Origin of the sequence: Mycobacterium paraffinicum, from assembly GCF_025822865.1 — a bacterium.
In the GTDB taxonomy this organism is placed as follows: Bacteria; Actinomycetota; Actinomycetes; order Mycobacteriales; family Mycobacteriaceae; genus Mycobacterium; species Mycobacterium paraffinicum.
This window is the reverse complement of sequence record NZ_JACKUR010000038.1, coordinates 1-22,480: the sequence shown is the minus strand read 5'-3', so window position 1 is coordinate 22,480 and position 22,480 is coordinate 1. Positions and strand designations below refer to the sequence as shown.

Below are 22,480 nucleotides of genomic sequence, written 5' to 3'. Positions count from 1 at the left end.
GGCTTACCCGTCTCCCGCACGATCCGCACAGCCCCATCCCGGAACTCACGGTCATACTTCTTCCGTTTCTCTGACATCGCTACCCCTTATAGCTGATGCCTCTACGGTCTCGGGGGAACCTCAGGGCAGATGTGAAATGTCAGCCCAAACCATCACCGGCGTGCCTCGGTCGAGCTGATCGGTCACCCACTTCCATCCCAGGTCGCCGTCATCGGTGGCACAGACCTCGAATTGCGCACCGACCTTCGTGAGATATTCATCTTCGAGATCTGCGGCCCGTCCGACGAGATAGACCGGCGTATCCAACTCGTCGGAACGGGCGTAGGAGAAGTCCAACGCCCCGCTGAGTGCGAAAATGAGGCCTTCGGTCGGGGGACGTGCGCCCCAACGAAGGCCTGCCCACTCGGTGAGATCGCGAAGTGCGCCCGATCCGCAATGGCCAGCGAGTTCGTGCCTGTAGAGCACCTCTATGCGTGCCATGATCGTCCTCTCGTCGGTGGCCAACTAGGGCGTAGGACATGCTTGGCGTCAGCCGGATTGATGGCCGCTCCCGCTCAGGGCGTATGCCCACCTTTAATCTGGATCAACGCTTGCGAACTCCGGCCAGTAGGGTTTGGCGCTGGCGTTCGGCACCTTTAGAGCCTGCGCCAGACTGCTATAAGTCGTCACGCCGAAGTCCTTATCGTGCGGTCGAGAAAACCGGCGACGGCGGCGGTGAAGGCGTCGTTGTCGTCCCCGGCGACCATGTGGCCGGTGCCGGAGACATCCACTGTTTCGGCGTGGGGGACAACCTCGAGGAATTCATCGACCGAGTGCTGTGATGTCACATCCGAGAGCAGGCCGCGCACAAGAAGGGTAGGAGCCTGCACGCGACGGGCCCCCTCAACAAGCAGTTCGGTGATCGCGTCGAACTGTTCGGCACCAGTTGCGGGGTCACCTTGCAGGAACTGAAAATTGGAGGTGATGAAAGCTGGATCCCATCGCCAAATCCACCTGCCATCGTCGCGTTGTCGCAACACTTTTCGCAGTCCGTCCAGGCTTTCGGGACGAGCGCGGTGCGGGTTGTATTGGGCGATGACGTCGGCCGCGTCGTCGAGCGTGCCGAATCCATCGGGATGGGCGGCCATAAATGACACGACGCGGCGTGCACCGTGGAACTCCATTCGCGGGGTGATGTCGACAAGAACGACTGCTGACCACAAATCGGCTGGTGCCAGCAGGTGGGTTCCCAAAATGGTCATGCCACCCAACGACGCACCAACGACCACCGGCGGGCGGTCGTCACTCGCATGTTCGCGCACAGCCAGCAGATCGGATGTGAGTCCTGCGAGTTCGTATCGCCCAGTCGGGTCCCACCCGCTATCGCCGTGGCCTCGGGCATCGTAGGCGACGACGGTGTAACCGCGCGCATGCAACCGGCGCGCCGTGGTGGTCCAAGCGTGGCGATTTTGACCACCACCATGCAGGAGAAGTACGACGGCGCGGGCGGTGTTGTGTCGGTAGAAATCCGCTGTGAGGGTGACGCCGTCTTCGGTGCGGATTCGCTCGCAGGTAACGGTCATTTGATTAGGCCGTGGTAGCCAATTCGGAAGGCACTCGTGCTCAGTGTTGCCATCATCCGGAATTCCCCCTAGGACTAACCACCGTCACGGTTCCCTGAGCAGCGCATACCGCGCGCCCCGCGTTGGTGACATCGATTCTGGCGACACCGCTACGCTTGCCCAGCGCGATGATCTCGGTGACCGCAACGCACACTCCGCTCGACACGGGCTGCAGCAGGTTTAGCTTGAATTCCGTTGTGGCAACCCATGATCCCGCTGGGATAACCGGATAGAACACCACGCCCAGACAGTGGTCTACCATCGCCGACAAGCATCCGCCGTGGAGATTGCCGAACGGCGTCATCAGGTCGTCCCGAGCATCCATCTCCACAACCAGACGTCCTGCGGCGAATTCGGTGTGGCGAAATTCCAAGTAGCTGGACAGCCCACCCGCGGTTGCCGCAGCATTCTGCAACTCGTCGGCAATCTCTTGGCTGAACTGCGCGAACTTCATGTCTGGAGCCCCTCGTCGTTCACCGATACTGCTGCCTCTAATGAGACATTACTCCGTACTTGTTGCATCAGCGCAAGACCGGGTGGTGGTGAGCAGAGGAGGAAGCAGGAATCGTCGTAGAAAAGTATCGAGGCCCTCCGGGCTGCGGTGTCTTGGGCCTTCGACCGTGAGGAGGCTGAGGATGGCCCGCAGTATCCATTCGGCGGCGTCGTCGACCGACACCCCACGCTCAAGTTGATCCCAGTGCGCGGCGAAGACAGGGCGAAGGAACTCGGCGACGAGTTCGAACAAAGCCACCGACGTACCTTTGGCCAGCCCTACGCCGGCGAGTTCGTCGTCACTGCCGAATAGCAATCCGATTATCGGTTCACGGTAGGCCGCACGGAGTGTAACCTCGACGAAATCCAGTATCGCCGAGCCTAAATCGGCATGCGCTGCGATCCGCCCACTAATGCGGCGGAGGTAGCGTTCGGCTGACCGCAGGATAACACCGGATATGACGGATTCACGACTCGGAAAGTAGCGATACACCGTGGCGCGGGACACCCCCGCCTGCCTAGCGATGTCCTCCATCGTGGTGCCCGCCAGGCCCTTGCCCTCTAGGCACGCTTCGGCGGCATCGAGCAGGAGGTCTTGGGCGACGTCACGGCTCGCGGGCGTTGCCGTGCCCCAGCGCAACGATTTCTTCATCACGATGCAAGTATGCAGCCTCGGACCGATCGGAGACTGACGAACCGACCAGTTGTCGGACGGCGATCTGTGTGACAATATCGCAAATATGTCGCACAGAAGACGTCGACGATGAACGCGACCTGACCGTTGGCGATTGCACCGCGCACTCCGGTTGTCGTCGGGGTTGGTGAGATCACACACCGCGACGATAGCGTCGTGGATCCCATCGATTTGGCATCCGAAGCTGCACGTCGAGCGTTGCAGGACTCGGGCGCCGCTATCGGGCATCGGATCGATACGGTGGCGACACCGGGGATCTTGATGATTCCGCGCGACAACCCTGCGTCAAGGATTGCCGAAGCGGCTGGGCTGGCGCCAACCCGCCGCATCAGTTGTCCGGTTGGCGGTAATACGCCTCAGTACCTCGTTGAGGTGCTCGGCGGCCACATCTCGCGCGGTATCGGCGACGCGGTGCTGGTCGTTGGAGCAGAAAGCGGCGCGTCAGCCCGCAGGCTCAATTCTGGCCGTGTGCTGCCCGGTCCGAAATCCGTTGATGCGCAGGATGAGTCAGTTGGCGATACTCGCCCCGGTCTGACCGCGGCCGAGACGTGCGCTGGATTGCGTTGGCCGCACGAGGTGTACCCGATCTTCGAATCCGCCATCGCGGGTCGCTGTGGTCGGACGTTCGACGAGCAGCGCCGCTGGCTGGGAAGCCTGATGGCCCCCTTCACGCTCGAAGCATCGAGGCATCCCGACCAGGCATGGTTTCCGCGCGCGCGCACTGCTAGTGAGCTCAGCTCGGTGTCGCCAACTAACCGAATGGTGTGCGAGCCATATCCCAAGCTGCTCAACAGCATTATCACCGTCGATATGGCAGCCGCCTTCGTCATGATGGCTGCCGAAGTCGCCGACGAAATCGGTGTTCCTCGTGACCGATGGGTTTTCCCCTGGTGCGCGGCCACTTGCAACGACGTGTACTTTCCGGTTCAGCGGCCCGATCTCAGTCGGTCCGCGGGAATTCGCGCTGCCGGACGGGCGCTCCTAGCTGCCTGCAAGGTTTCCGCCGATGACATCGGATGGTTCGATTTTTACTCCTGCTTCCCTTCGGCGGTCGAAGTTGCCATCGATGCACTCGATCTCGATCCAGCGGATTCACGCGGGTTCACGGTGACCGGTGGATTGCCCTATCACGGAGGACCGGGTAACAACTATGTCAGCCACTCGATTGCGGAGATGGTTCGGCGCTGCCGAAGCGAACCGGACGCCCTAGGACTGGTCTCCGGATTAGGTTGGTATATCACCAAGCACTCGTTGGGCTTATGGTCGGCGACGCCGCCGCCGACGGGGTGGCAGACACCGAACATGGCCGAAGCGCAGTCCGCGATTGATGCGACTGCGCTTCCGGTCGCTTCTGCCGCCGACGCATCCGGTAGGGCAACGATCGATGGCTACACGGTGGTACACGACCGCGACGATGGCCCTTCGTGGGTGCCCGTTTTCGCGCGTCTACCCGACGGCCGGCGCGTCGCGGCTCGCAACGACGACGCGAAGGTGGCGAAGGAAATGTCGAAACAGATGTTTGTCGGACGGCATATCAGGTTAAGGCCAGGCGACCAGCACGTCGAATTCGAACTGCCATGAAGGCCGACGCGCTCGTGCTGAGCAAGCCGCGCGCTCTCGAGCGGCGCACTTTGCCAGTGCCGCCCGTCGACGGCGACTCCGGAGTCCTTCGGATCGAGGCGTGCGGGCTCTGCGGAACCGATCACGAGCAGTACAGCGGTCACCTGTCGGCGGGCTTCGCTTTCATCCCCGGGCACGAGATCGTCGGTGTCGTTGAGGCAGTCGGTGACGCCGCAAGCGCGCGTTGGGGTGTGTCGGCAGGTGATCGGGTTGCGGTCGAGGTTTTCCGATCTTGCCGGGAGTGCGACGCCTGCCGCCGAGGTGAGTATCGCAGGTGCTCGCGCAACGGTCTGGCCACGATGTTCGGCTTCGTCGATGTAAACATCGATCCCGGCCTGTGGGGAGGGTATGCAACGCACCTGCACCTGCCGTTCGATTCCATGCTGTTGTCGATTCCAGACGGACTCGACCCGATTGTCGCTACGTTGTTCAACCCGCTGGGTGCGGGGATCAAATGGGCTGCCACGCTGCCGGAGACAGGGTCGGGCGACGTCGTCGCGGTCCTTGGACCAGGCATCCGCGGCATCTGTTCGGCCGTAGCAGCGAAGGAAGCCGGAGCGGCCTTCGTCGCTATGACCGGACTCGGGCCACGCGATCGACCGCGGTTAGCCGCAGCGTCCAGGTTCGGCGTGGACCTGACCATTGACGTGACCCGTGAAGACCCGGTCAAGGCCCTGCAACGAGCGACCGGCCAACTCGCGGACGTCGTCGTCGACGTCACCGCCAAAGCGCCGAGCGCATTCGCTGACGCCATCGCACTTGCTCGGCCAGGCGGCCGCGTGGTGGTCGCTGGCACCCGCGGCGGCGGCGGAGCACCAGGATTCGAGCCAGACCTCCTTGTCTTCAAAGAACTACGCGTCCTCGGCTCGCTGGGCGTCGATTACCCCGCCTACCGCAGCGCGATCGAGTTACTCGTCTCTGGACGTTGGCCCTTCGATGAACTGTCCCGGGACGTCACCGGGTTCGGGGGCTTACCACGACTGCTCGATGTCTTGGCCGGCGCCGAGTCGGGCACGATCCCGGCGCTGCACAGCGTTTTCGTACCGAATGCGTGACAGCGTCAAGTGGAGTATGAGCGAAAGGACCGACCGTGGGTAGTGGAAAGCGCATTGCGATGCTCGGCCTGACCGATACGCGGAAGCGTGCCGCTCAATGCGGAATTCCCGAAGCGATGGCGGAATTGTCGGTCTTTAGAATCGCCCTGCATCAGCCCGGCGTGGCGGCTGCGTTAAACGGGTTGCTAGGCGCATTGCTGTGGAGGGGTGTGCTCGATGCCCGCCTGCGCGAGCTGATCATCATGCGAATCGCCTGGGCCACCGGTTCGGTCTACGAATGGACGCAACACTGGAGAGTTGCCCGCCTACTCGATGTGCCCGAGCGCGACCTGCTCGCCGTGCGAGACTGGCCGAGCGCGACCTACTTTGGCGATGCCGAACGTGCTGTACTCGCGGCGACCGACGAGACACTACGGGACGGAACAATATCCGACAAGACATGGGCGGCGTGTGAGCGTGCGGTCGACGCGGACGCGGCTGTACTCGTCGAACTCGTCGCGGCGATCGGGAACTGGCGATTGTTTTCCGCCCTGCTGCGATCTTTGGATGTGCCGCTCGAAGACGGCGTCGACGAATGGCCCCCTGACGGTGTTCGACCTTCGTGAGACGACGAGACCCGAGTTACGGCGGTATGCCGCCCGCGGTATCGCAGCGAAGTGTCGCTCGCGGTGATTCTGTGCTGCGCTGCGCCAATCGGCGTTCGCTATATCTCGCCGGGAGGTATGAAAAATGGCTTGCCTGGAAAGTAATTGCCGTTACATCCATGTGGGAAGCGAGGCTCTAATGGTGGTTTCTCCTGATCCGACCGACCCACAACGATTGCCGGCACACACGCCCACCTGCATGGGCTGTGGACCCGAGAATCCCGGTGGCCTGGGGCTGGCCGTCTACCGGCTGCGCGATGAGGTATATGCCGATGTGACGTTCGATGAGCGCCATATCGGTGCGCCCGGGCTGGCACACGGCGGGGCGATCGCGGCTGCATGCGACGACCTACTGGGCTTCACCTTGTGGATCGCAGGCACACCCGCGGTCACGCGCAATCTCGCCGTCGAGTATCTGGCGCCGGTTCCGCTTCATCAAACCCACCGCATTAGCGCACGCATCAGCGCCCGGCGTAGACGGGCGCTACACGTGCACGGCGAGGGAGTCGGCGAAGATGGCATCACTCGATTCACTGCCACAGCGGTATTCATCGCCGTTGAGCCCGAACACTTCGCCGCTCACGGAGACATCGCCGGTTTCGGCGAGTTATTTGACACGCTTATTCGGTCCGCTGGCCGCTACGGCGATCATGACTCGGATGAGGGTCCCTGATGCGCGCAATGCCAGCTGAAATCGACGTTGTCTTACGCTTGCTCACGTTTGCGTTGCGGCCACCAGCTCGCTTCGCGCAGCAGTGTGGCGATCGCGGGAACGGTGAGGGTGCGAACGACGAAGGTGTCCAGTAGTAGGCCGCAGCCGATGATGAGTCCGGCTTGGATCATGATGGCGATGGAACCGACCATGAGTCCGAACATGCTGGCGGCGAAGATGAGCCCGGCCGAAGTGATGACTGAGCCGGTGTTTGCGACGGTTCGCAGGACGCCGACGCGAATGTTGTGGCCGGCTTCCTCGCGTAGTCGCGAGATCAGCAGCATGTTGTAGTCGGCGCCGACGGCAACCAAGATGATGAAGGCCAAGAGCGGTACGGGCCAGGCGATTTCCTTGCCGAGGCCGTATTGGAAGACCAGGGTCCCGATGCCCAGTGCGGCGGCGTAGTTGAGTACGACGGTACCTAATAGGTAGAGCGGGGCCACCAACGCGCGCAGCAGTACGACCAGGATCAGGCCGACGATGACGAGGGTGGCGATGGCCAGAAGATGAAAGTCGGCGGCAAGTAGGTGTTGGATGTCGGAGTTGACGGCGGGGAAGCCAGCCATCGATATTGTGGCGTTGGCCAGGGAGGTGTTGGGCCGCGCCGCATTGGCCACATCGGTGATTTTGTGCGCGAGGTTCATCGCCTCGCTGCTGTAGGGATTGTAACTGGATTCGATGATAAAACGCGCTGTTTTGCCGTCAGCGGATAGGAAATGTTTTGCCACATCGGCGAACTGGCGGTTTTCGAAGGAGTTGGCCGGAAGGTAGAAGCCGCTGGAGTTGTCTGAGCCAGAACTAGCCCGTGCGGAATTCTGTAGTTGGGTGGCAACTTGACTCATACCGGACAGCATTTCGATGTTGCTGTCGGCAAGGGTATGCACGCCGGTGGCTAGGGCTTGCGCGCCGGAGGCCAGTTGGCTGATGCCGCTTTGGAGGCGACGGATATTGCCTGCCAAGTCGGCGGGGTCACCGAGTGCCCCAAAAGCCTTGTCCAGCGAGGTGATTGTGCTCTGCACATCGGCCACGGTGCCCGCGGCCGTATCGCTGCCTGGCTGGTAGAGGTCGCCGAGGCTGGCGAGCTGGCTGAAAAAGCCGCCATTGCGCAACGTCACCAGAATCTGCACCTGATCGCGGAGTTGGGCGCATTCGGGCGTGGTGGCACACCACGGGGAGGTGTTGAGCGCACCGACGAGCGGGTCGATGGCGGCGATGGCGTTTTGGGCTTGTTCAGCTTCTTGACGCAGCCCCGGTCCGGCTCGTATGGCTTGGTCGACGGCGGGCGCGGTAGCCGAAAGTTGCTGTAGCAGCGGACGGAACCGCTGGACGTGGGACCCAGTGGACTGGGCTTGGTTAAGGATCCCGGTCAGCGGTGTCAACGCCGTGCGCAACGTGGAGTCCAGTTGTGCCAGGCCGCCGGCGAGTTGGTCGGCGCCGTGGGTGAGCTTGGCCAGGTCGTCCTTGTGGGCGTCTCCGTTGGCGACCGCGCCGGCCATCTTGTTGCCGATCTGGCCGTTTTGCCACGACAGTTGAGCCTGATCCAGTCGTGCGCCCGTAGGCCGGGTGACGCCGGAGACCTTGGTGACGCCCGGCAGTTGCGACACTCGGGACGCCATTTCATCGAGGTCGGCTAGGCCCTTGCTGGTGCGCATATCGGTGGGTGATTCGACGACCATGAATTGGGTGATGACGATGTCCTTGCGAAAGTGTCGGTCCAGCAGCTGATACCCCTCATTGCTGGCCGTGGTCGCCGGCTGTCCTTGGCGATCGTCGTAGCTGATGTGCATGCTCAGCGCGACAGCCGCCAGGCCTAAGACCAACGCCAGGCTGCCGACCAGCAGCGGAGCGGGCCGACGGACCACGGCCACTGCGATCCAGTTCCAGTAGCGGCGCGTGCGATCGGCTTTGGGTTCCCCGATGCCGCGTTTGGCAGCAAGTGCTAATACCGGAGGGAACAAGGTCACCGTGGCTGCAACTCCGACAAAGACGGCGATCGCGCACGCCGGACCCAGTGCGCCAAATACACTCAATTTCGCGAAGACCATAGCCAGAAACGCAAACGCCACAGTCGCCGCTGAGGCCAGGATGACGCGCCCGATGGTCGCGGTTGCATTGATTACCGCGAGATCAGCGGAGACCTGCTGTCGTCGCTGCTCGTGATACCGGCTGATCAAAAACACCGAATAATCGGTGCCGGCACCCAGCAGAATGGCCATCATGAACGCAATCGTGAACTGCGACACCGGCATGCCTGATTCGCCGAGTGCCGATAGCACTCCGCGCCCCACCGCCAGGCTCACACCGATGACCAGCAGCGGCAGCAACGCGGTAAACAATGACCGATAGATGACCAGCAAAATCAGCGCGATCAGGCCAGCCGTCGCAACCGAGATGACAACCAAATCCTTTTCCGCCGAGTCGATTTGATCGCTGAAGGTCGCCGGGGGCCCTGTCACCCGAACGGACGTGGGCGAGCCGCTGAACGACTGAGCGGCGATCGTCCGCACAGCGTGCACGGATTCGGCAGCGCTGGGATCGCCCAGAGTGCCAGCCACTCCAACCGGCACATACCAGGCCTTGCCGTCTTGGCTGACCGCTTTGGCGGCAGTGACTGGATCGGCCAACAGATCCTGAACCTGGCGCACGTGCTTGGAATCGGCACGCAACCGCGAAACCATCGTGTTGTAGCGCTGGCGCACCGGCGCAGTCAGGCCTCCCTGATCCTCCATCGCAACAAATATCGTCGTCTTGGATCCCTGCTCGCCGAAGGCCGCGCCCATGCGGTCTACCGTCTGAAGTGATGGCGCATCGCGCGGTATGAGATTCACCGACTGCTGTCTAACAACGGTTTCCAGCTGCGGGAACAGCCCCGCCAGGGCGGCGGCGGTCACCACCCACATGCCGATGATCAGCACCTTATGCCGGATGCTGAAACCTGCCAGGCGGGCCAGCCGATCGCTGTATGCGCCCTCACCGGCCGCCACTTTTCGAAGTCGCTCCCGAACGGGGCGACTCAAGGTCGCCACACCCGTAGAAACCGACCCGTAATCCGCCATCCCCCGCCCTGCTACCTCAAAAGAAACCAACGGTATCGCAACAGTACTACCAGTACCCTTCTGCCTGCCCGGCAAAACCGCCACCGGTGACCGAATCACTCCGATCGTCGCCGCCGCAACCAGCCGCTTGCGGCGGTGACCAACGCGCCGTCGACCGCTCAGCATGTCTGGTCCAGCGACACGTGATCCCTTTGCGCACAGTTGATTTCGCAATAACGATCCACCCCGCACAGTGATAGCTTCATGAACGGCGCAGGCGAAATCCCAGCCGGGATATCAACCTGATCGGCTCCTCGCGCACGTGGTCATACATTTCCCGGTTCATCAACTCGTCGTCCAAGTAAGAGCACGAGCGAGGGGGGTAGTGACGGGGACGAACGCGGCCTTGGTCGTCGACCGGCGGCCTTGGGTGTAGGCGCCGCGTGATAGCGCGGCGGGCCAGCCTGAAATCGCGAACCCCCAGCGCCCACACATGCGTCTTGGTTAGCGCCAGCGCCACATTCATCGCCGACCAGCCCGGCCCGAGTGCACGATTCCGCCTCGCGTCCGCCGGCAGAATTCGCTCCTCCGCCACACGAACCGGCCTGTGGTGGCCACGCCCTGGAGCTGCTCAACCAGGGATCGTCCGACCCCCCGCCCGATCATGCTCTCTCCTTCCCCGCGCAGACACCTACACAAAGTGTACTCATGGTATCGGTACGCTACTATAGGTAGCGTTAGTCAGTTTGAAGTCAGATCAATCGACTGGTGCAGTCGCTATTCGATGGGGGCGGGGGCGCGCATGGTTTACGGTGAACTACATGGAGCGCGACGCCCTGGAATTGCCCGTCGTCGACGGCGATGACGATGATGACGTCGACCCGCGCCGGCTGCGCTCACGAACCCGGCTCTTGGATGCGGCCACCAAGCTCCTGAGCGCCGGCGGCATCGAAGCCGTCACCATTGACGCGGTCACCAAAGCGTCGAAAGTCGCGCGCACGACCCTGTACCGCCACTTCAGCAGCTCCACCCAGCTACTGGCCGCCACGTTTGAGCGGCTACTGCCGCAGGTGCACCCTCCACCGGCGACGGGATCGTTGCGCCACCAACTCATCGAACTGTTAAGCCGACAGGCCACGCTGTTCCAGGAGGCGCCGCTGCAAGTCACCACCCTGGCTTGGGTCGCGCTTGGCCCGACACCAGACAGCACGGCGGATAATTACGATCGTCACGCGCTGCGAGCGCGGATCATCGATCATTATCGACAACCGTTCGTTGCCCTGTTGCAAAGCCGCGAAGCCCGCACCGACCTCGATGACTTCGACTTGGAGCTGATCCTGTGTCAACTTGTGGGGCCAGTGGCGTTCGCTCGCCTCACCGGGCTGCGGGCCATCGATCGTCGTGATTGTGAGCGCATCGTTGACGACTTCCTCGCCGCGCACCGCCGCAAGGTCGATGAGCCCGCATCGTAGGCCGCCCTCCGCAAACGGGGCTGTCCGATTAACGGTGGATCCGACCTTGGCATTGTATAGTTGCCGGTCGGGGGATCCGGCCGTTGAAGGTGATTGCGTACGCGTTGAGCGCGGGCTTCCACCTCATTGCCTATCGTGGCTTCCCTCGCCCGGTCAGATCTAGTGATCGGGTCATGAAATAGAGGTATTCGAGGGCGGCTTGTTCGGTCGGGAAATGCCCTCGGGCGCGGATCGCGCGCCGGTAGCGGGCGTTGATCGACTCCACGGCGTTCGTCGAGCAGATGACCCGGCGGATTTCGACGTCGTAGTCCAGGAACGGCACGAACTCGCTCCAGGCGTTCTCCCACAGCCGGATGATCGCTGGACACTGGGTACCCACTTGGCGGTGAACTCCACGAAGCGTTCCTTGGCCGCGGCCTCGGTCGCGGCGGTGTAGACCGGCCGGATATCCTTGGCGATCTGGTCCCATTACTTGCGCGAGGCGTAACGAAATGTGTTGCGCAGCAGATGAATCACACATGTCTGGATCACCGCGCGGTCCGAGACCGTGTTGACCGCCCCCGCCACCGAGGCCGAGATGGCCGAGGCCTACCGCGCCAACGCGCTGTTCGACGCCCACCGCGACGACCCGGAGTTCGGTTACCGATTCCTGGTCGCCGAGGCCCGGGATGTCGGCCAGTGATGGCTGAGCGCACCTCGTGGCGGATCTGCTCGAACGGCTGGTGGAGCGCGTTCGGAAAGCGCACGCTGGGCCAAGAACGGCAAGGCCAGCCCGCCAGTGCACGATGATCTGGTGGGTCGCGACTTCACCGCTGACGCCCCAAACACGTTGTGGCTCGGCGATATCACTGAGCACCGCACTGGTGAGGGCAAGCTGTACCTGGTGCGATCAAGGATGTGTTCTCCAGCCAAATCGTCGGCTACAGCCTCGACTCACGGACGAAGTCACGGCTGGCGACCCAGGCGCAGGCCAGTGCTGTCGCGCGGCGCGGTGATGTGGTGGCCGGCTGCATCCTTCACACGGACAGAGGGTCGCAAGGCGGATTCAACTGGTGGTCGCAACACCTCGTGATCGTGGAGGTGTCAGGTGGTTCGTCGACAGCAAGCAGCGGACCGGGCGATCCGCCCGAAATTCAGATCGCCGGGTCATCCGAAGTTCCAGCGTCATGTCGAGGTGGCGTTTTGGGGGCAGATCGCCAAAGGGCTTCTCGCCGAAGAAGCCGCGGGCGTTGTCGGCGTGGCGCAGGCGGTCGGGGCGCGCTGGTTCCACAACGCTGGCGGCATGTCACCGTTCGACCTGAAGTTCCAGCCCTCGGGCCGCTACCTGTCCCTCGCTGAGGGTGAGGAGATCGCATTGCTCAAGGCTCAGGGCAAGGGTGTTTCGGGAGATCGCCCGGGCGATCGGACGTGATCCCGGGACAATCTCACGGGAGCTGCGGCGCAACGCTGCCACCCGTGGCGGGAAGCTGCAGTACCGGGCGTCGGTTGCACAGTGGAAAGCCGACATTCCCGCACGTCGGCCGAAGACTGCGAAGCTGGTCGCCAACCCGCGATTGCACAGCTCTCCCGTAGTCGTGGCGCGATCAGGGACGAGGTGAACCTACTTCGCCTTTACCGACAAGCCCCGCAACCCGCGACTGGAAAGCCGCTGCGTCAGCCGGTGCAGCTCGCGCAGCCCCGACGCGTCGAATACCGCAACCGCGCCATCCACCACGCCGGCGCCAAACACATCCGTCGCGTCGGCGCGGATCGTGCCCGGCGAGCGATCCGGCAGCTCCACTACCAGCAGCAGCACGCCGTTCCAGCGCTTAAACGACCGCGCCGGCAACAACCGCCCGAATAACGGATGCGTCTTGGCGATCACCCGCACGTCGCACGGCAATACCGCACGCAACTGTTCCAGTCTGTCACCATCACTCCAGGCACTGGAAAGACGCACTTGTCGGTCGGATTGGCAAGGGCTGCAGCCCATGCCGGTTACCGGACGTACTTCACCACCGCGGCCGATCTGGCGGCCCGCTGCCACCGCGCCGCGATCGAGGGACGCTGGGCCACCACCATGCGCTTCTATGCCGGTCCGACGCTGCTGGTAATCGATGAACTCGGCTATCTTCCTTTGCCCGCCGAAGCAGCATCGGCGTTGTTTCAGGTTGTCTCCCAACGGTATTTGAAGACCAGCATCGTCATCACCACCAACCGAGGCGTCGGTGCGTGGGGCGAGATCCTCGGCGACACCACCGTCGCGGCCGCCATGCTCGACCGTCTGCTACGCCGCTCGGTGGTCATCAACCTCGACGCGAGTCCTACCGCCTCCGCGACCACCAGGCTGCCGCGGAAACCCTACGCCGAACCACCACCGGAACCCGCCAACAACTACACTGACCGCTGCTCACAGGTGAGGAATTTCGGCGAGCACACCTGAGGACTTTCGATGAGCGCGATCAATACCGGTGACCCGCTGTATGGGATCCGGCGCATCGCCCGCACCCGCACGACCCTTCTCTCGATGCACCCACACCACAGATTGACCGGGGTGCTCGACGCCGATGAACACATCGCGGTCAAAGTCGCCTACGTGATCTATCAGAAGATCATTGCCGCCTACGCCGACCCCAACCGCCGCACCGGAAAGCAAGCGATGACCAGGCTGATCGAGTCGATCCGCCGCGGCGTACCGGCCGGACTGGACGAGATCGCCCAACTCGGCCGCACCCTATGGCGGCGCGACATCCTGGCGTTTTTCGATCACCATGCCTCCAACGGCCCCACCGAGGCGCCTCCAACGGCCCCACCGAGGCGATCAACGGCCGCCTGGAAGCCCTGTGCCGCAACGCGCTTGGATTCCGCAACCTTGTCCACTACCGATGGCGCTAACTGCTCCACAGCGGAGCACTCCACGCACTCGTCAATGCACTCTGAATTACGAAGAGCCAGAAAAGCTCTGCGGTGAGCGGCTTGCGTTTGAACCATCGCGGGTCCGAAGGAGAGTGCGGAGTGCGCGCGATTCTCAGCCGACTCCAGGCGGTGCATGCCCGGCGGTGACGCCACCGTCAATAACGAACTCGGAGCCGGTGCAGTACGCCGACGCATCAGAAGCGAGGTAGAGCACGAGTTCGGCGATCTCGTCGGGCATGCCGAGTCGGCGCAACGGCACCCCCTTGGCGAGTGACTCGGCGAGCTCGTCGCCCATTGGCTCGCGCACCATTGCCGTGTCGATATACCCCGGGTGGACCGAGTTGACCCGGATGCCGTACCGCGCGAGCTCGATCGCTGCCACCTTGGTCATGCCGCGGACGGCGAACTTGCTGGCCACATAAGCCGCCACAAAGGGCATTCCGATCAGCCCGTCGATTGAGGAAATATTGATAATCGACCCGCCGCGTTTCTTCATTACTGGCGCCACGGCGCGCATGCCTAAATAGACGCCAAGCTGGTTGACATCGATTACCTTCTTATACTCATTGATATCGCCGTTGATAATTGGCGTGAACCCGGCAATTCCGGCATTGTTGACGAGTACATCGAGACCACCGAATGCGGAATTCGCCACGTCGATTGCTTCGTCCCAACTCGCCGCATCAGTAACGTCGAGCTCGACAAATCGGCAGGCGTCGCCGATTTCCTCTGCGAGCGCCTTTCCCTCATCGTGGCGAAGGTCACCGATCACCACCCTGGAACCCTCCGCAGCGAGGCAGCGAGCCTCGGCCGCCCCTTGTCCCCTAGCGCCACCGCTAATGAGCGCGACCTTGTCCTTGGCTCTGGTGCCCACCGATTCTCCTCTCTTCGGGGCTGTATCAGCCAGCCATTATTTTCTGGAACGTCAACCAAAAGCTTGTCTGAGGGTCCGAGAGACGGTGTCAAGCGCCGAATTCGCCGACGGCAGCAAGTCCAGCATGGAAACAAACCCGTGGAACATGCCGTCGAATCGGCGAATCACCGTGGGCACACCGGCTTTGGCGAGCCTGGCTCCGTATTCCTCGCCTTCGTCGCGCAGGGGGTCATGCTCAGCCGTGACCACCAGGCTCGGTGCGAGGCCCGACAAATCATCAACGGCAATCGGGACGGCTCGGGGATCGTGATCGGCGTGGTGGTCGGGATCGTATAAAGCCCAGAACCACGCCATATCGGCCCTCTCAAGCACATATCCGGTGGCGTTATCGATCATCGATGGGCGGTCTAGGCGCCTGTCGATAATGGGATAAATGAGAACCTGCTGGCGCAACAGCAGGCCGTAATCGCGGGCAAGTCGTGCCACCACGGCGGCGAGATTGCCGCCCGCGCTGTCGCCGACGACCGCGAGACGGCTCGTGTCCAGACCCAACTCGTTGCCACTTTCTGAGATCCAGCGGGCGGCCGCCCATGCGTCGTCGATGGCCGCCGGGAACCGGTGTTCCGGCGCCAGGCGGTAATCGACGGCTGCGACGGCCGACCCGGTGTCGGCGGCTAGGCGCCGGCACAACGAATCGTGGCTCTTAAAGGAGCCGAGTGCCCAACCGCCGCCGTGGAAAAAGACGACCACCGGAAGAGATTCGCCATCCGGCCGATACACGCGGACCGGCACGTCGCCGATCACGGACATGTAGTCGTCGACACTGCGCATCTCAGGTCCAAAACCGGGCGGTGAGCTGTTGTCCACCATCAGACGGGCTTGCCGTAGCCCCATGCTTTCGAACCCGGTGAGGCCTTGCGCTCTCATGGCCTCCACCAACTTCACAGCTTCAGGGGCAAGCGCCATCTGATCTCTCCCTCCGCCTCATCGCGATGTTTGACGGCAAGCCGACCCGATGATACAAACATGACCGAATCTGTAAAATCAACCGGTGACGATCTGACGCTAAGACGGGTGACCGATGTTCGACCCCTACGACCCAGCTGTCCAGGAAAATCCGTACCCTATCTACCGACAGCTACGCCGTGAAGCGCCCGTGTACTGGTGCGAGCGAGGCTTCTGGGTGCTGTCGAGATACGACGACATCTGGGCGGCGGTCCACGACCATGCCCGGTTTTCGTCGGCGCAGGGAATTGTCGCCGGCCAAAAGACGTTCGGCCAAGACGAAGTCCCGATGATGATCATGATGGATCCGCCGCGCCATGACGAGCTCCGTCGGCTTGTGTCGGGAGCTTTCGTGCCGAGGCTGATCAGGACCATGGAGGAGTCCGTCCGCGGCATTGCCCGCGAACTGCTGGACGCGCTGGAGCCGGGTGAAGTCGATCTGGTACCGGCGTACGCCGGCCCCCTGCCGGTGACCGTCATCGCCCACATGATCGGAGTCCCGATCGAGGACCGGGAGAAGTTCCGCGAGTGGTCCGATGCGCTGGTGCGCACCAACCCGGACGAGAAAGACTCGACAAAGCGGGCGGTACAAGGTGCGACTGCGCTGCTCTCCTATTTCCCGCCGCTGATCGAGGAACGGCGGAAAAGGCCCCGGAACGACTTGATTTCCACACTCGTTGCCACGGAGGAGGACGGGGGGCGACTTTCCGATGGCGAGATCACCGGTACGTGTTTTCTCTTGCTGACTGCAGGCAACGAGACAACCACGAACCTCATCTCCAATTTCGCAAACCTGCTTGGCACACGACCGGATCTACGCAAGCAGCTAGCTGACGATCCGAGACTGATTGCTGCCGCAACCGACGAGGTTCTGCGTTTGGAATCGCCGGTCCAGGGGCTCGCCCGGACCCTCACCGAGGATGTGACTTTCGGCGGCAAGCGGCTTGAGGCAGGGCAGCAGGCGTTGATGTTGTTCGCCTCGGCGAACCGTGACGAGGATAAGTTCGCCGACCCGGACCAGTTCATCATGGGCCGGAAAGAGCCCACGCTCGCGTTTGGGCACGGCGTGCATTACTGCCTCGGCGCGCATCTAGCGCGGCTGGAATGCCGCGTCGCATTCGAAGAGCTCTTGGCCCGTGCACCAGATTTAGAGGTGCTCGACGGTGCGCGGCGGGTGCACTCGGCTCTGGTCAGAGGTTTCGAGGAGTTACCAGTCGACTACCAGCCAGTCAAAACCACCGTCGCCACAGAGGGGGCGAAATGACGAGAAAGCTTCGCTGTGCCGTCATAGGAGCGGGCATGGCTGGCATTTTGGCTGCCATCAAACTGCGCGAGGACGACGTGGGCGATGTGGTGATATTCGAGAAGGGCCAATCCTATGGGGGCACGTGGCGGGAGAATCACTATCCGGGAGTGGCATGCGACGTTCCTTCCCATCTGTACAGCTACTCGTTCGCGCCGAACCCGGACTGGAGTCACCGCTTCTCTCCCGGCCCGGAAATTCGGGCATACTTCACGCGAGTGGCGCAAGAACACGGTCTGGAATCGATCACCCGCTTCGGCCAGGAGATCGTCTCGTGCCGCTGGGAAGACGGGGAGTGGCGCCTAGAGACGCAGCGCGGAGACGTAGGGTCCTTCGATGTGGTGATCGCGGCGACAGGGGTCCTGCATCATCCAAACATTCCGGCGTTGCCCGGCCTCGACAGCTTCGAAGGCGACTGGTTTCACTCGGCCAGATGGAACCACGATGTCGCACTTGACGGGCGAAGGGTGGGCGTAATAGGGACGGGCTCCACAGCGATCCAGATAACCGGTGCACTCGTCGACCGAGTGGAGCACTACACACTGTTCCAGCGCACAGCGCAGTGGATCATGCCTCAGGCGAATGCGGTCTACACCGACGAGCAGCGCGAGGCGTTCCGCCGTGATCCGGCCACCATGCTGAACAAGCGCCAGGAATACGCCAAGATATTCACCGACGGATTCGCTAATTCGCTGACCGACGCCGATTCGCCGGAGATGCACATGCTCGAGGACATGTGTCGTCAGCATCTCGAGAGTGCCGTCACAGACGAGGACCTGCGGGAACGCCTGCGGCCGGACTACCGCGCAGGCTGCAAGCGGTTAGTCATCTCGGGTGACTTTTACCAGGCGATCCAGCGACCTAACGCGACGCTCGTGACGGAGAAGATTCAACGCATCGAACCGGCAGGCGTCCGGACCAGCGACGGCGTACTCCATGAGCTGGACGTGCTGGTGCTCGCCACAGGTTTCCGGGTCGACCGATTCGTGCGCCCCACCCGCGTCGTGGGAGTCAACGGCATCAACCTCGACGACGTCTGGTCGTCACATCCGACGGCATATCTGTCCGAGTCTGTCCCTGGATTTCCGAACTTCTTCATGCTCAATGGCCCGAACGGGCCAGTTGGCAACTTCTCGCTAATCGACGTCGCTGAGATTCAGATTAACTATGTGATGCAGCTGATCGAAGAGATCCGCCGTCGCCCGAGCGGTGGTCTCGCCGCGACTCGCGAGGCGACCGACGAGTTCGAGCAGGCGCGACGCGAGGCGGCGCGGACAACGATCTGGATGAGTGGCTGCAAGAGCTGGTACCTCGACGCGGACGGCGTACCAGCGACCTGGCCATGGACGTTCGACCACTTCCGCAAGACTCTCTCGTCGCCTGACTTGCAGCACTTCGAATACATAGGTCGCTGATGAGTCCAGAGACGAACGACGTTTGCTTAAATCGATTGAACGGTCGGGCCGTGCTCGTCACCGGCGCGGGGAGCGGCATCGGAGCGGCGGTGTGTCGGCGTCTGCTCGACGAGGGGGCGCTGGTAGCCGCACTCGATCGTGATCGTCCCGCCCTTGATGCGATGGCCGATCGTGCGGGCGGAGGAGAGGATTCGCTGGAGCTTCTCGACGCCGACGTCTCATCCGAGCCTGAGGTGGGTGCGGCCGTCGAGGCGGCTGTCGGTAGGTTCGGCGACCTGCACGGGGTTGTCCACTGCGCAGCCATAATGCCTTCTGAGGACCTCGTACCCATTCACCGCGCCGATCTGAACACATTCAACCGTGTGATCAACGTAAATCTGACCGGCACTTTCCTGGTTGCGAAGTACACCATCAAATCTCTTGCCCGGCAGGGCGGTTCGCTCGTTACATTCAGCTCGATCGCGGCGTTGAGAAACGGAGGCGGGACTGGCTATGCGGCCAGCAAGGGTGCGGTCATCAGCCTGACCCGCACAATAGCCGCCAATTGGGGGCACCGAGGCGTCCGAGCTAACGTACTTTGTCCGGGCGGTGTCGAGACTCCGATGACAAAAGAGATGTTCGCCCGGCCCGAAGTACTGGAGATGGTGACCCGAACGGCGCCGCTGGGCCGAGTTGCGCAACCACAAGAACTAGCCGCGACTGTGGCGTTCCTTGTGAGCGATGATTCATCGTATCTCACTGGAGCGACGCTGGTAGTGGACGGTGGCGGTTCTGTGGCCTGACTATGGACCTTCGCAGAGGCGTAAGTTGGTGCGGCAGTTGAAGTTAGTTCGTCACAGCCACACCGTCCTGTTCGGCCGCTGACCGATGCCGAGTGCCCAGTCTGGCCGACGTGCCCAGGACGCGATGAAGTAGGGGGTGGCGGGCTTTCGGCGTAAGTCAGCCTGTCATCAAATAACCGGTCCCGGACAAGGTCGTGCGTTTTCACACTAAGGAGTGGACATTGATAACCGCGCTAAACCCATCGTTGATCGCCGGCGCAGCCGGCGGGCATCGTAGGTCGGCCAAGGCAGCTTCGGCTCTTGTCGTCGCCGCCGTGGTAGCAACGACGGCATTGGGCGCTTGCAAGGTCCGCAACGCTTTGCGTGTGAGCACCATCGACGACCCCGGCCCCGAGGGCACTAGCTCATTGGGAATCGGTGCGCGAGCGCTGATTGTTGCAAGCCGGGTTCTGCCGCCGTCGTTGCTGCTCCGAGTGAGCAGTTTGATTGCGAGGTTTTCACGCCCCCAGGCCAACACGTCGGCGCTGACTGACAATACACCCGCCGCAAATGGAAAACCGCCCGCCGTCAGGGAGGCTGAGCACCGCGGCTGACAGCTGGTGGCCTATCCGCATTTCAAATCGTCGTTTGCGTCTGTTTCGTCCAACGGGTCGGTCTGGCGAATATACGCTGATAGCCCGGGCATTCGCGAAATCTTTGCCGCAGGTCGGGTCAGCCTTACACACGCGGATGGCGATCTCCATCGTCACGGGCGTCGGGCTCTCCGCCACTCGCCGCGTCGTCGGGTCGGGCTCCGACTGGAGTGGGGGCGAGTTATGGAAATCGATTGCGCCGGTTGCTATCCTTATAAAGACAAGAAAATAGTCCAATTTCTGTATCGCAGTCTGGACCGCGAGGATGAGGAACGAGTCGTCATGGACGTTAACGAGCTGGTTTTGGTGAGTGTGGATGACCACGTGGTGGAGCCCCCCAACATGTTCGAGGGCCGCTTACCGTCGAAGTATGCGGAGTTTGCCCCGAAACTTGTCACCAACCCCGACGGGTCAGATGTGTGGATGTACAACGGTGAGACCGTGATTAACGTCGCGCTCAATGCCGTCGCTGGGCGGCCAAAGGAAGAGTACGGTATCGAGCCGACGTCGTTTGCGCAGTTGCGGCCGGGCACCTACGACCATACGGAGCGAGTCAAAGACATGAGCGCCAACGGTGTGTTGGGCTCGTTGTGTTTCCCGTCTTTCCCGCAATTCTGTGGTCAGCTGTTCGCTCGTACGGCAGACAAAGACGTCGCGCTGGCGATGGTCCAAGCTTACAACGACTGGCATATCGATGAGTGGTGCGGTAGTCATCCCGGCAGGTTCATACCATGCGCGCTGCCGGTTATCTGGGATCCGGAGAAAATGGCGGCCGAGTTGCACCGGGTCGCCAAGAAGGGTTGCCATGCACTGACGTTCAGCGAGAATCCGTCGAAGCTCGGATGGCCCTCAATTCATTCGGACCATTGGGATCCGGTGTGGCGAGCGTGCAGCGAAGAAGCGGTAGTTGTGTGCATGCACATCGGATCGTCATCGCAGTTGACGATCACCGCCCCGGACGCGCCAATGGACGTGATGATCACGCTTCAGCCGATGAACATAGTGCAGGCTGCAGCTGATCTCGTGTGGTCTCAAACGTTGCGCAGGTTCCCCGACCTGAAGGTCGCCCTGAGTGAGGGCGGTATCGGGTGGGTTCCATATTTTTTGGAGCGTGTCGACTACAACTATGGCCGCCACGTATGGACGGGACAAGATTTTGGCGACAAGTTGCCAAGCGACGTATTCAACGAGCATGTGTTGACATGCTTCATCGACGACAAGTTCGGACTGAACAGCAAGTCGGCACTTAATCTCGACATGGTGATGTGGGAGTGCGATTACCCGCACTCAGACTCCAACTGGCCAAATTCGCCCGAAGTGTTCGCCGCGTCGGCGGCTGGGCTCACCGAGTTGGAGACCGACAAGATCACCCACCTGAACGCCATGCGTCACTTTCAATACGACCCGTTCTCCGTCTTGGGTGGACGTCAGAAGTGCACGGTGGGCGCTCTTCGTCGGCAAGTCAGCGGACATGACGTGAGCCTAAAGTCCCAAGTACGCGAAGGTGCACAGAAGTGGAACCTAAGCTTGGGCGATCTGCAGAAGTTGGCCGCTGCGTCTGCGGAGTGATCGACGGAATCCCCGTCGCGATGACGTGCTGGGTCCTCAAGCTGGCCCGCCAGCCTTATTACCGCTGGCGGGCCAATCCCATCACCGATGCCGAACTCGTCGAGGCCTACCGTGCCAACGCTCTGTTCGACGTCCACTGTGACGATCCCGAATTAGGCTATCGCTACCTGGTTCGAGGAGGCCCGCGAAGCCGGTGAGCCGGTGGCCGAGCGCACCGCGTGGTGGGTCTGCTCGAAAAACCGCTGGTGGAGTGCCTTCGCGAGGAAGCGTGGCAACAACGGCAAGCCCGGCTCACCCATATACGATGATCTGGCAGGCCGGGATTTTACTGCCAATGCGCCAAATCAGTTGTGGCTCTGGGACATAACCGAGCACCGTACCGGCGAAGGCAGGCTCTGCCTGTGCGCGACCAAGGACGTGTTATCCAACCGCATCGTCGGCGGTTGCGTCCAGCAGAGTGGTGTATGAGTCGGACCTGATCAGCAGCGCCGGCGTGTCGTAGCCGAGTGATTGAAGGTCATCGCGTGATTCTTCGAGGGACCGTCCAAAGTCACTCGAGCAAAGGAACCAACGCGATGACCGCTGCCCACAATATCGACCTGCCCGCCGTGCTGGCCGAACGACTCACCACCGCCCACCCCGACATGCTGCGGGAGTTGTTGGCCACGTTCATCCACACT

General features: G+C 62.2%; 19 protein-coding genes and 6 pseudogenes. 16 read left to right on the top strand and 9 right to left on the bottom strand.

Annotated features, from left to right (window positions below):
• Nucleotides 1–123 precede the first annotated feature (123 nt).
• The 4 genes and pseudogenes from H7J89_RS23725 to H7J89_RS23710 all read right to left on the bottom strand — a co-directional run.
• A pseudogene (locus tag H7J89_RS23725) lies at nt 124–480 on the bottom strand (BtrH N-terminal domain-containing protein); the annotation flags it as partial.
• A gap of 185 nt (nt 481–665) precedes the next feature.
• On the bottom strand, nt 666–1,562 hold the full coding sequence (locus tag H7J89_RS23720; protein WP_264047253.1) for an alpha/beta fold hydrolase: 897 nt from the start codon (nt 1,560–1,562) through the stop codon (nt 666–668).
• A gap of 52 nt (nt 1,563–1,614) precedes the next feature.
• Entirely contained in the window at nt 1,615–2,055 is a 441-nt protein-coding gene (locus H7J89_RS23715; RefSeq protein WP_264047252.1) for a PaaI family thioesterase, read from the bottom strand.
• 48 nt (nt 2,056–2,103) lie between these two features.
• Nucleotides 2,104–2,745 carry a TetR/AcrR family transcriptional regulator gene (locus H7J89_RS23710; protein ID WP_264047261.1) on the bottom strand — a complete coding sequence of 214 codons (642 nt, stop codon included), beginning with the start codon at nt 2,743–2,745 and terminating at the stop codon, nt 2,104–2,106.
• Between the two features lie 129 nt (nt 2,746–2,874).
• Between H7J89_RS23710 and H7J89_RS23705 the strand changes: the two genes are divergently transcribed.
• The 4 genes from H7J89_RS23705 to H7J89_RS23690 all read left to right on the top strand — a co-directional run bounded on the left by H7J89_RS23705 (nt 2,875) and on the right by H7J89_RS23690 (nt 6,779).
• Complete coding sequence (locus H7J89_RS23705) at nt 2,875–4,368, top strand: acetyl-CoA acetyltransferase (RefSeq protein ID WP_264047251.1); 1,494 nt, start codon at nt 2,875–2,877, stop codon at nt 4,366–4,368.
• A complete protein-coding gene (locus H7J89_RS23700) occupies nt 4,365–5,462 on the top strand; it encodes a zinc-dependent alcohol dehydrogenase (RefSeq protein WP_264047249.1) in 1,098 nt (365 codons plus the stop codon). The genes H7J89_RS23705 and H7J89_RS23700 overlap by 4 nt, the downstream gene beginning before the upstream one ends.
• A gap of 59 nt (nt 5,463–5,521) precedes the next feature.
• Nucleotides 5,522–6,067 (top strand): carboxymuconolactone decarboxylase family protein, encoded by a 546-nt coding sequence (locus H7J89_RS23695; RefSeq protein ID WP_264047259.1) that lies wholly within the window; start codon nt 5,522–5,524, stop codon nt 6,065–6,067.
• Between the two features lie 178 nt (nt 6,068–6,245).
• The gene (locus H7J89_RS23690) at nt 6,246–6,779 is read left to right on the top strand and encodes a PaaI family thioesterase (RefSeq protein WP_264047257.1); all 534 of its coding nucleotides are present in this window, start codon (nt 6,246–6,248) and stop codon (nt 6,777–6,779) included.
• 32 nt (nt 6,780–6,811) lie between these two features.
• On the opposite strand, the gene H7J89_RS23685 is transcribed toward H7J89_RS23690, so the two are convergent.
• Entirely contained in the window at nt 6,812–9,874 is a 3,063-nt protein-coding gene (locus H7J89_RS23685; RefSeq protein ID WP_264047247.1) for an MMPL/RND family transporter, read from the bottom strand.
• A gap of 800 nt (nt 9,875–10,674) precedes the next feature.
• Between H7J89_RS23685 and H7J89_RS23680 the strand changes: the two genes are divergently transcribed.
• On the top strand, nt 10,675–11,325 hold the full coding sequence (locus H7J89_RS23680; protein WP_264047245.1) for a TetR/AcrR family transcriptional regulator: 651 nt from the start codon (nt 10,675–10,677) through the stop codon (nt 11,323–11,325).
• A 28-nt stretch (nt 11,326–11,353) separates the two neighbouring features.
• Here the strand turns inward: H7J89_RS23680 and H7J89_RS23675 are convergent.
• Nucleotides 11,354–11,883 (bottom strand): annotated as a pseudogene (locus tag H7J89_RS23675) (transposase); the annotation flags it as partial.
• On the opposite strand from H7J89_RS23675, the gene H7J89_RS23670 reads away from it, so the two are divergent.
• From H7J89_RS23670 to H7J89_RS25805, 3 genes and pseudogenes are all read left to right on the top strand, one after another.
• Nucleotides 11,873–12,007: a hypothetical protein gene (locus H7J89_RS23670; RefSeq protein ID WP_264047264.1), complete on the top strand. Its 135-nt coding sequence runs from the start codon at nt 11,873–11,875 to the stop codon at nt 12,005–12,007. The pseudogene H7J89_RS23675 and the gene H7J89_RS23670 overlap by 11 nt on opposite strands.
• Nucleotides 12,008–12,091: 84 nt before the next feature.
• Nucleotides 12,092–12,363, top strand: a pseudogene (locus H7J89_RS26030) (DDE-type integrase/transposase/recombinase); the annotation flags it as partial.
• Nucleotides 12,364–12,412: 49 nt separating this feature from the next.
• Nucleotides 12,413–12,881, top strand: a pseudogene (locus tag H7J89_RS25805) (helix-turn-helix domain-containing protein); the annotation flags it as partial.
• A gap of 44 nt (nt 12,882–12,925) precedes the next feature.
• On the opposite strand, the gene H7J89_RS23660 reads toward H7J89_RS25805, so the two are convergent.
• Nucleotides 12,926–13,219: a hypothetical protein gene (locus tag H7J89_RS23660; RefSeq protein WP_264047263.1), complete on the bottom strand. Its 294-nt coding sequence runs from the start codon at nt 13,217–13,219 to the stop codon at nt 12,926–12,928.
• Nucleotides 13,220–13,243: 24 nt separating this feature from the next.
• On the opposite strand from H7J89_RS23660, the pseudogene H7J89_RS23655 reads away from it, so the two are divergent.
• Nucleotides 13,244–13,707 (top strand): annotated as a pseudogene (locus H7J89_RS23655) (ATP-binding protein); the annotation flags it as partial.
• 64 nt (nt 13,708–13,771) lie between these two features.
• A pseudogene (locus H7J89_RS26025) lies at nt 13,772–14,199 on the top strand (transposase); the annotation flags it as partial.
• Between the two features lie 133 nt (nt 14,200–14,332).
• Here the strand turns inward: H7J89_RS26025 and H7J89_RS23645 are convergent.
• Together H7J89_RS23645 and H7J89_RS23640 are read right to left on the bottom strand one after the other, a co-directional pair.
• Nucleotides 14,333–15,094 carry a glucose 1-dehydrogenase gene (locus H7J89_RS23645; RefSeq protein WP_264047241.1) on the bottom strand — a complete coding sequence of 254 codons (762 nt, stop codon included), beginning with the start codon at nt 15,092–15,094 and terminating at the stop codon, nt 14,333–14,335.
• A 51-nt stretch (nt 15,095–15,145) separates the two neighbouring features.
• Nucleotides 15,146–16,060 (bottom strand): alpha/beta hydrolase, encoded by a 915-nt coding sequence (locus H7J89_RS23640; protein WP_264047238.1) that lies wholly within the window; start codon nt 16,058–16,060, stop codon nt 15,146–15,148.
• 115 nt (nt 16,061–16,175) lie between these two features.
• Between H7J89_RS23640 and H7J89_RS23635 the strand changes: the two genes are divergently transcribed.
• The 6 genes from H7J89_RS23635 (at nt 16,176) to H7J89_RS23610 (ending at nt 22,268) form a co-directional block, all read left to right on the top strand.
• Nucleotides 16,176–17,363: a cytochrome P450 gene (locus tag H7J89_RS23635; protein WP_264047237.1), complete on the top strand. Its 1,188-nt coding sequence runs from the start codon at nt 16,176–16,178 to the stop codon at nt 17,361–17,363.
• Nucleotides 17,360–18,817, top strand: coding sequence for a flavin-containing monooxygenase (locus H7J89_RS23630; protein ID WP_264047235.1), 1,458 nt, complete (start codon nt 17,360–17,362; stop codon nt 18,815–18,817). The genes H7J89_RS23635 and H7J89_RS23630 overlap by 4 nt, the downstream gene beginning before the upstream one ends.
• 50 nt (nt 18,818–18,867) lie before the next feature.
• The gene (locus H7J89_RS23625; protein WP_264047233.1) at nt 18,868–19,599 is read left to right on the top strand and encodes an SDR family NAD(P)-dependent oxidoreductase; all 732 of its coding nucleotides are present in this window, start codon (nt 18,868–18,870) and stop codon (nt 19,597–19,599) included.
• Between the two features lie 914 nt (nt 19,600–20,513).
• Nucleotides 20,514–21,800 (top strand): amidohydrolase family protein, encoded by a 1,287-nt coding sequence (locus H7J89_RS23620; RefSeq protein WP_264047255.1) that lies wholly within the window; start codon nt 20,514–20,516, stop codon nt 21,798–21,800.
• Entirely contained in the window at nt 21,797–21,997 is a 201-nt protein-coding gene (locus tag H7J89_RS23615) for a hypothetical protein (RefSeq protein WP_264047231.1), read from the top strand. Before H7J89_RS23620 ends, H7J89_RS23615 begins: the two co-directional genes overlap by 4 nt.
• A 4-nt stretch (nt 21,998–22,001) precedes the next feature.
• Nucleotides 22,002–22,268 carry a hypothetical protein gene (locus H7J89_RS23610; RefSeq protein ID WP_264047229.1) on the top strand — a complete coding sequence of 89 codons (267 nt, stop codon included), beginning with the start codon at nt 22,002–22,004 and terminating at the stop codon, nt 22,266–22,268.
• The last annotated feature ends 212 nt before the right edge of the window (nt 22,269–22,480 follow it).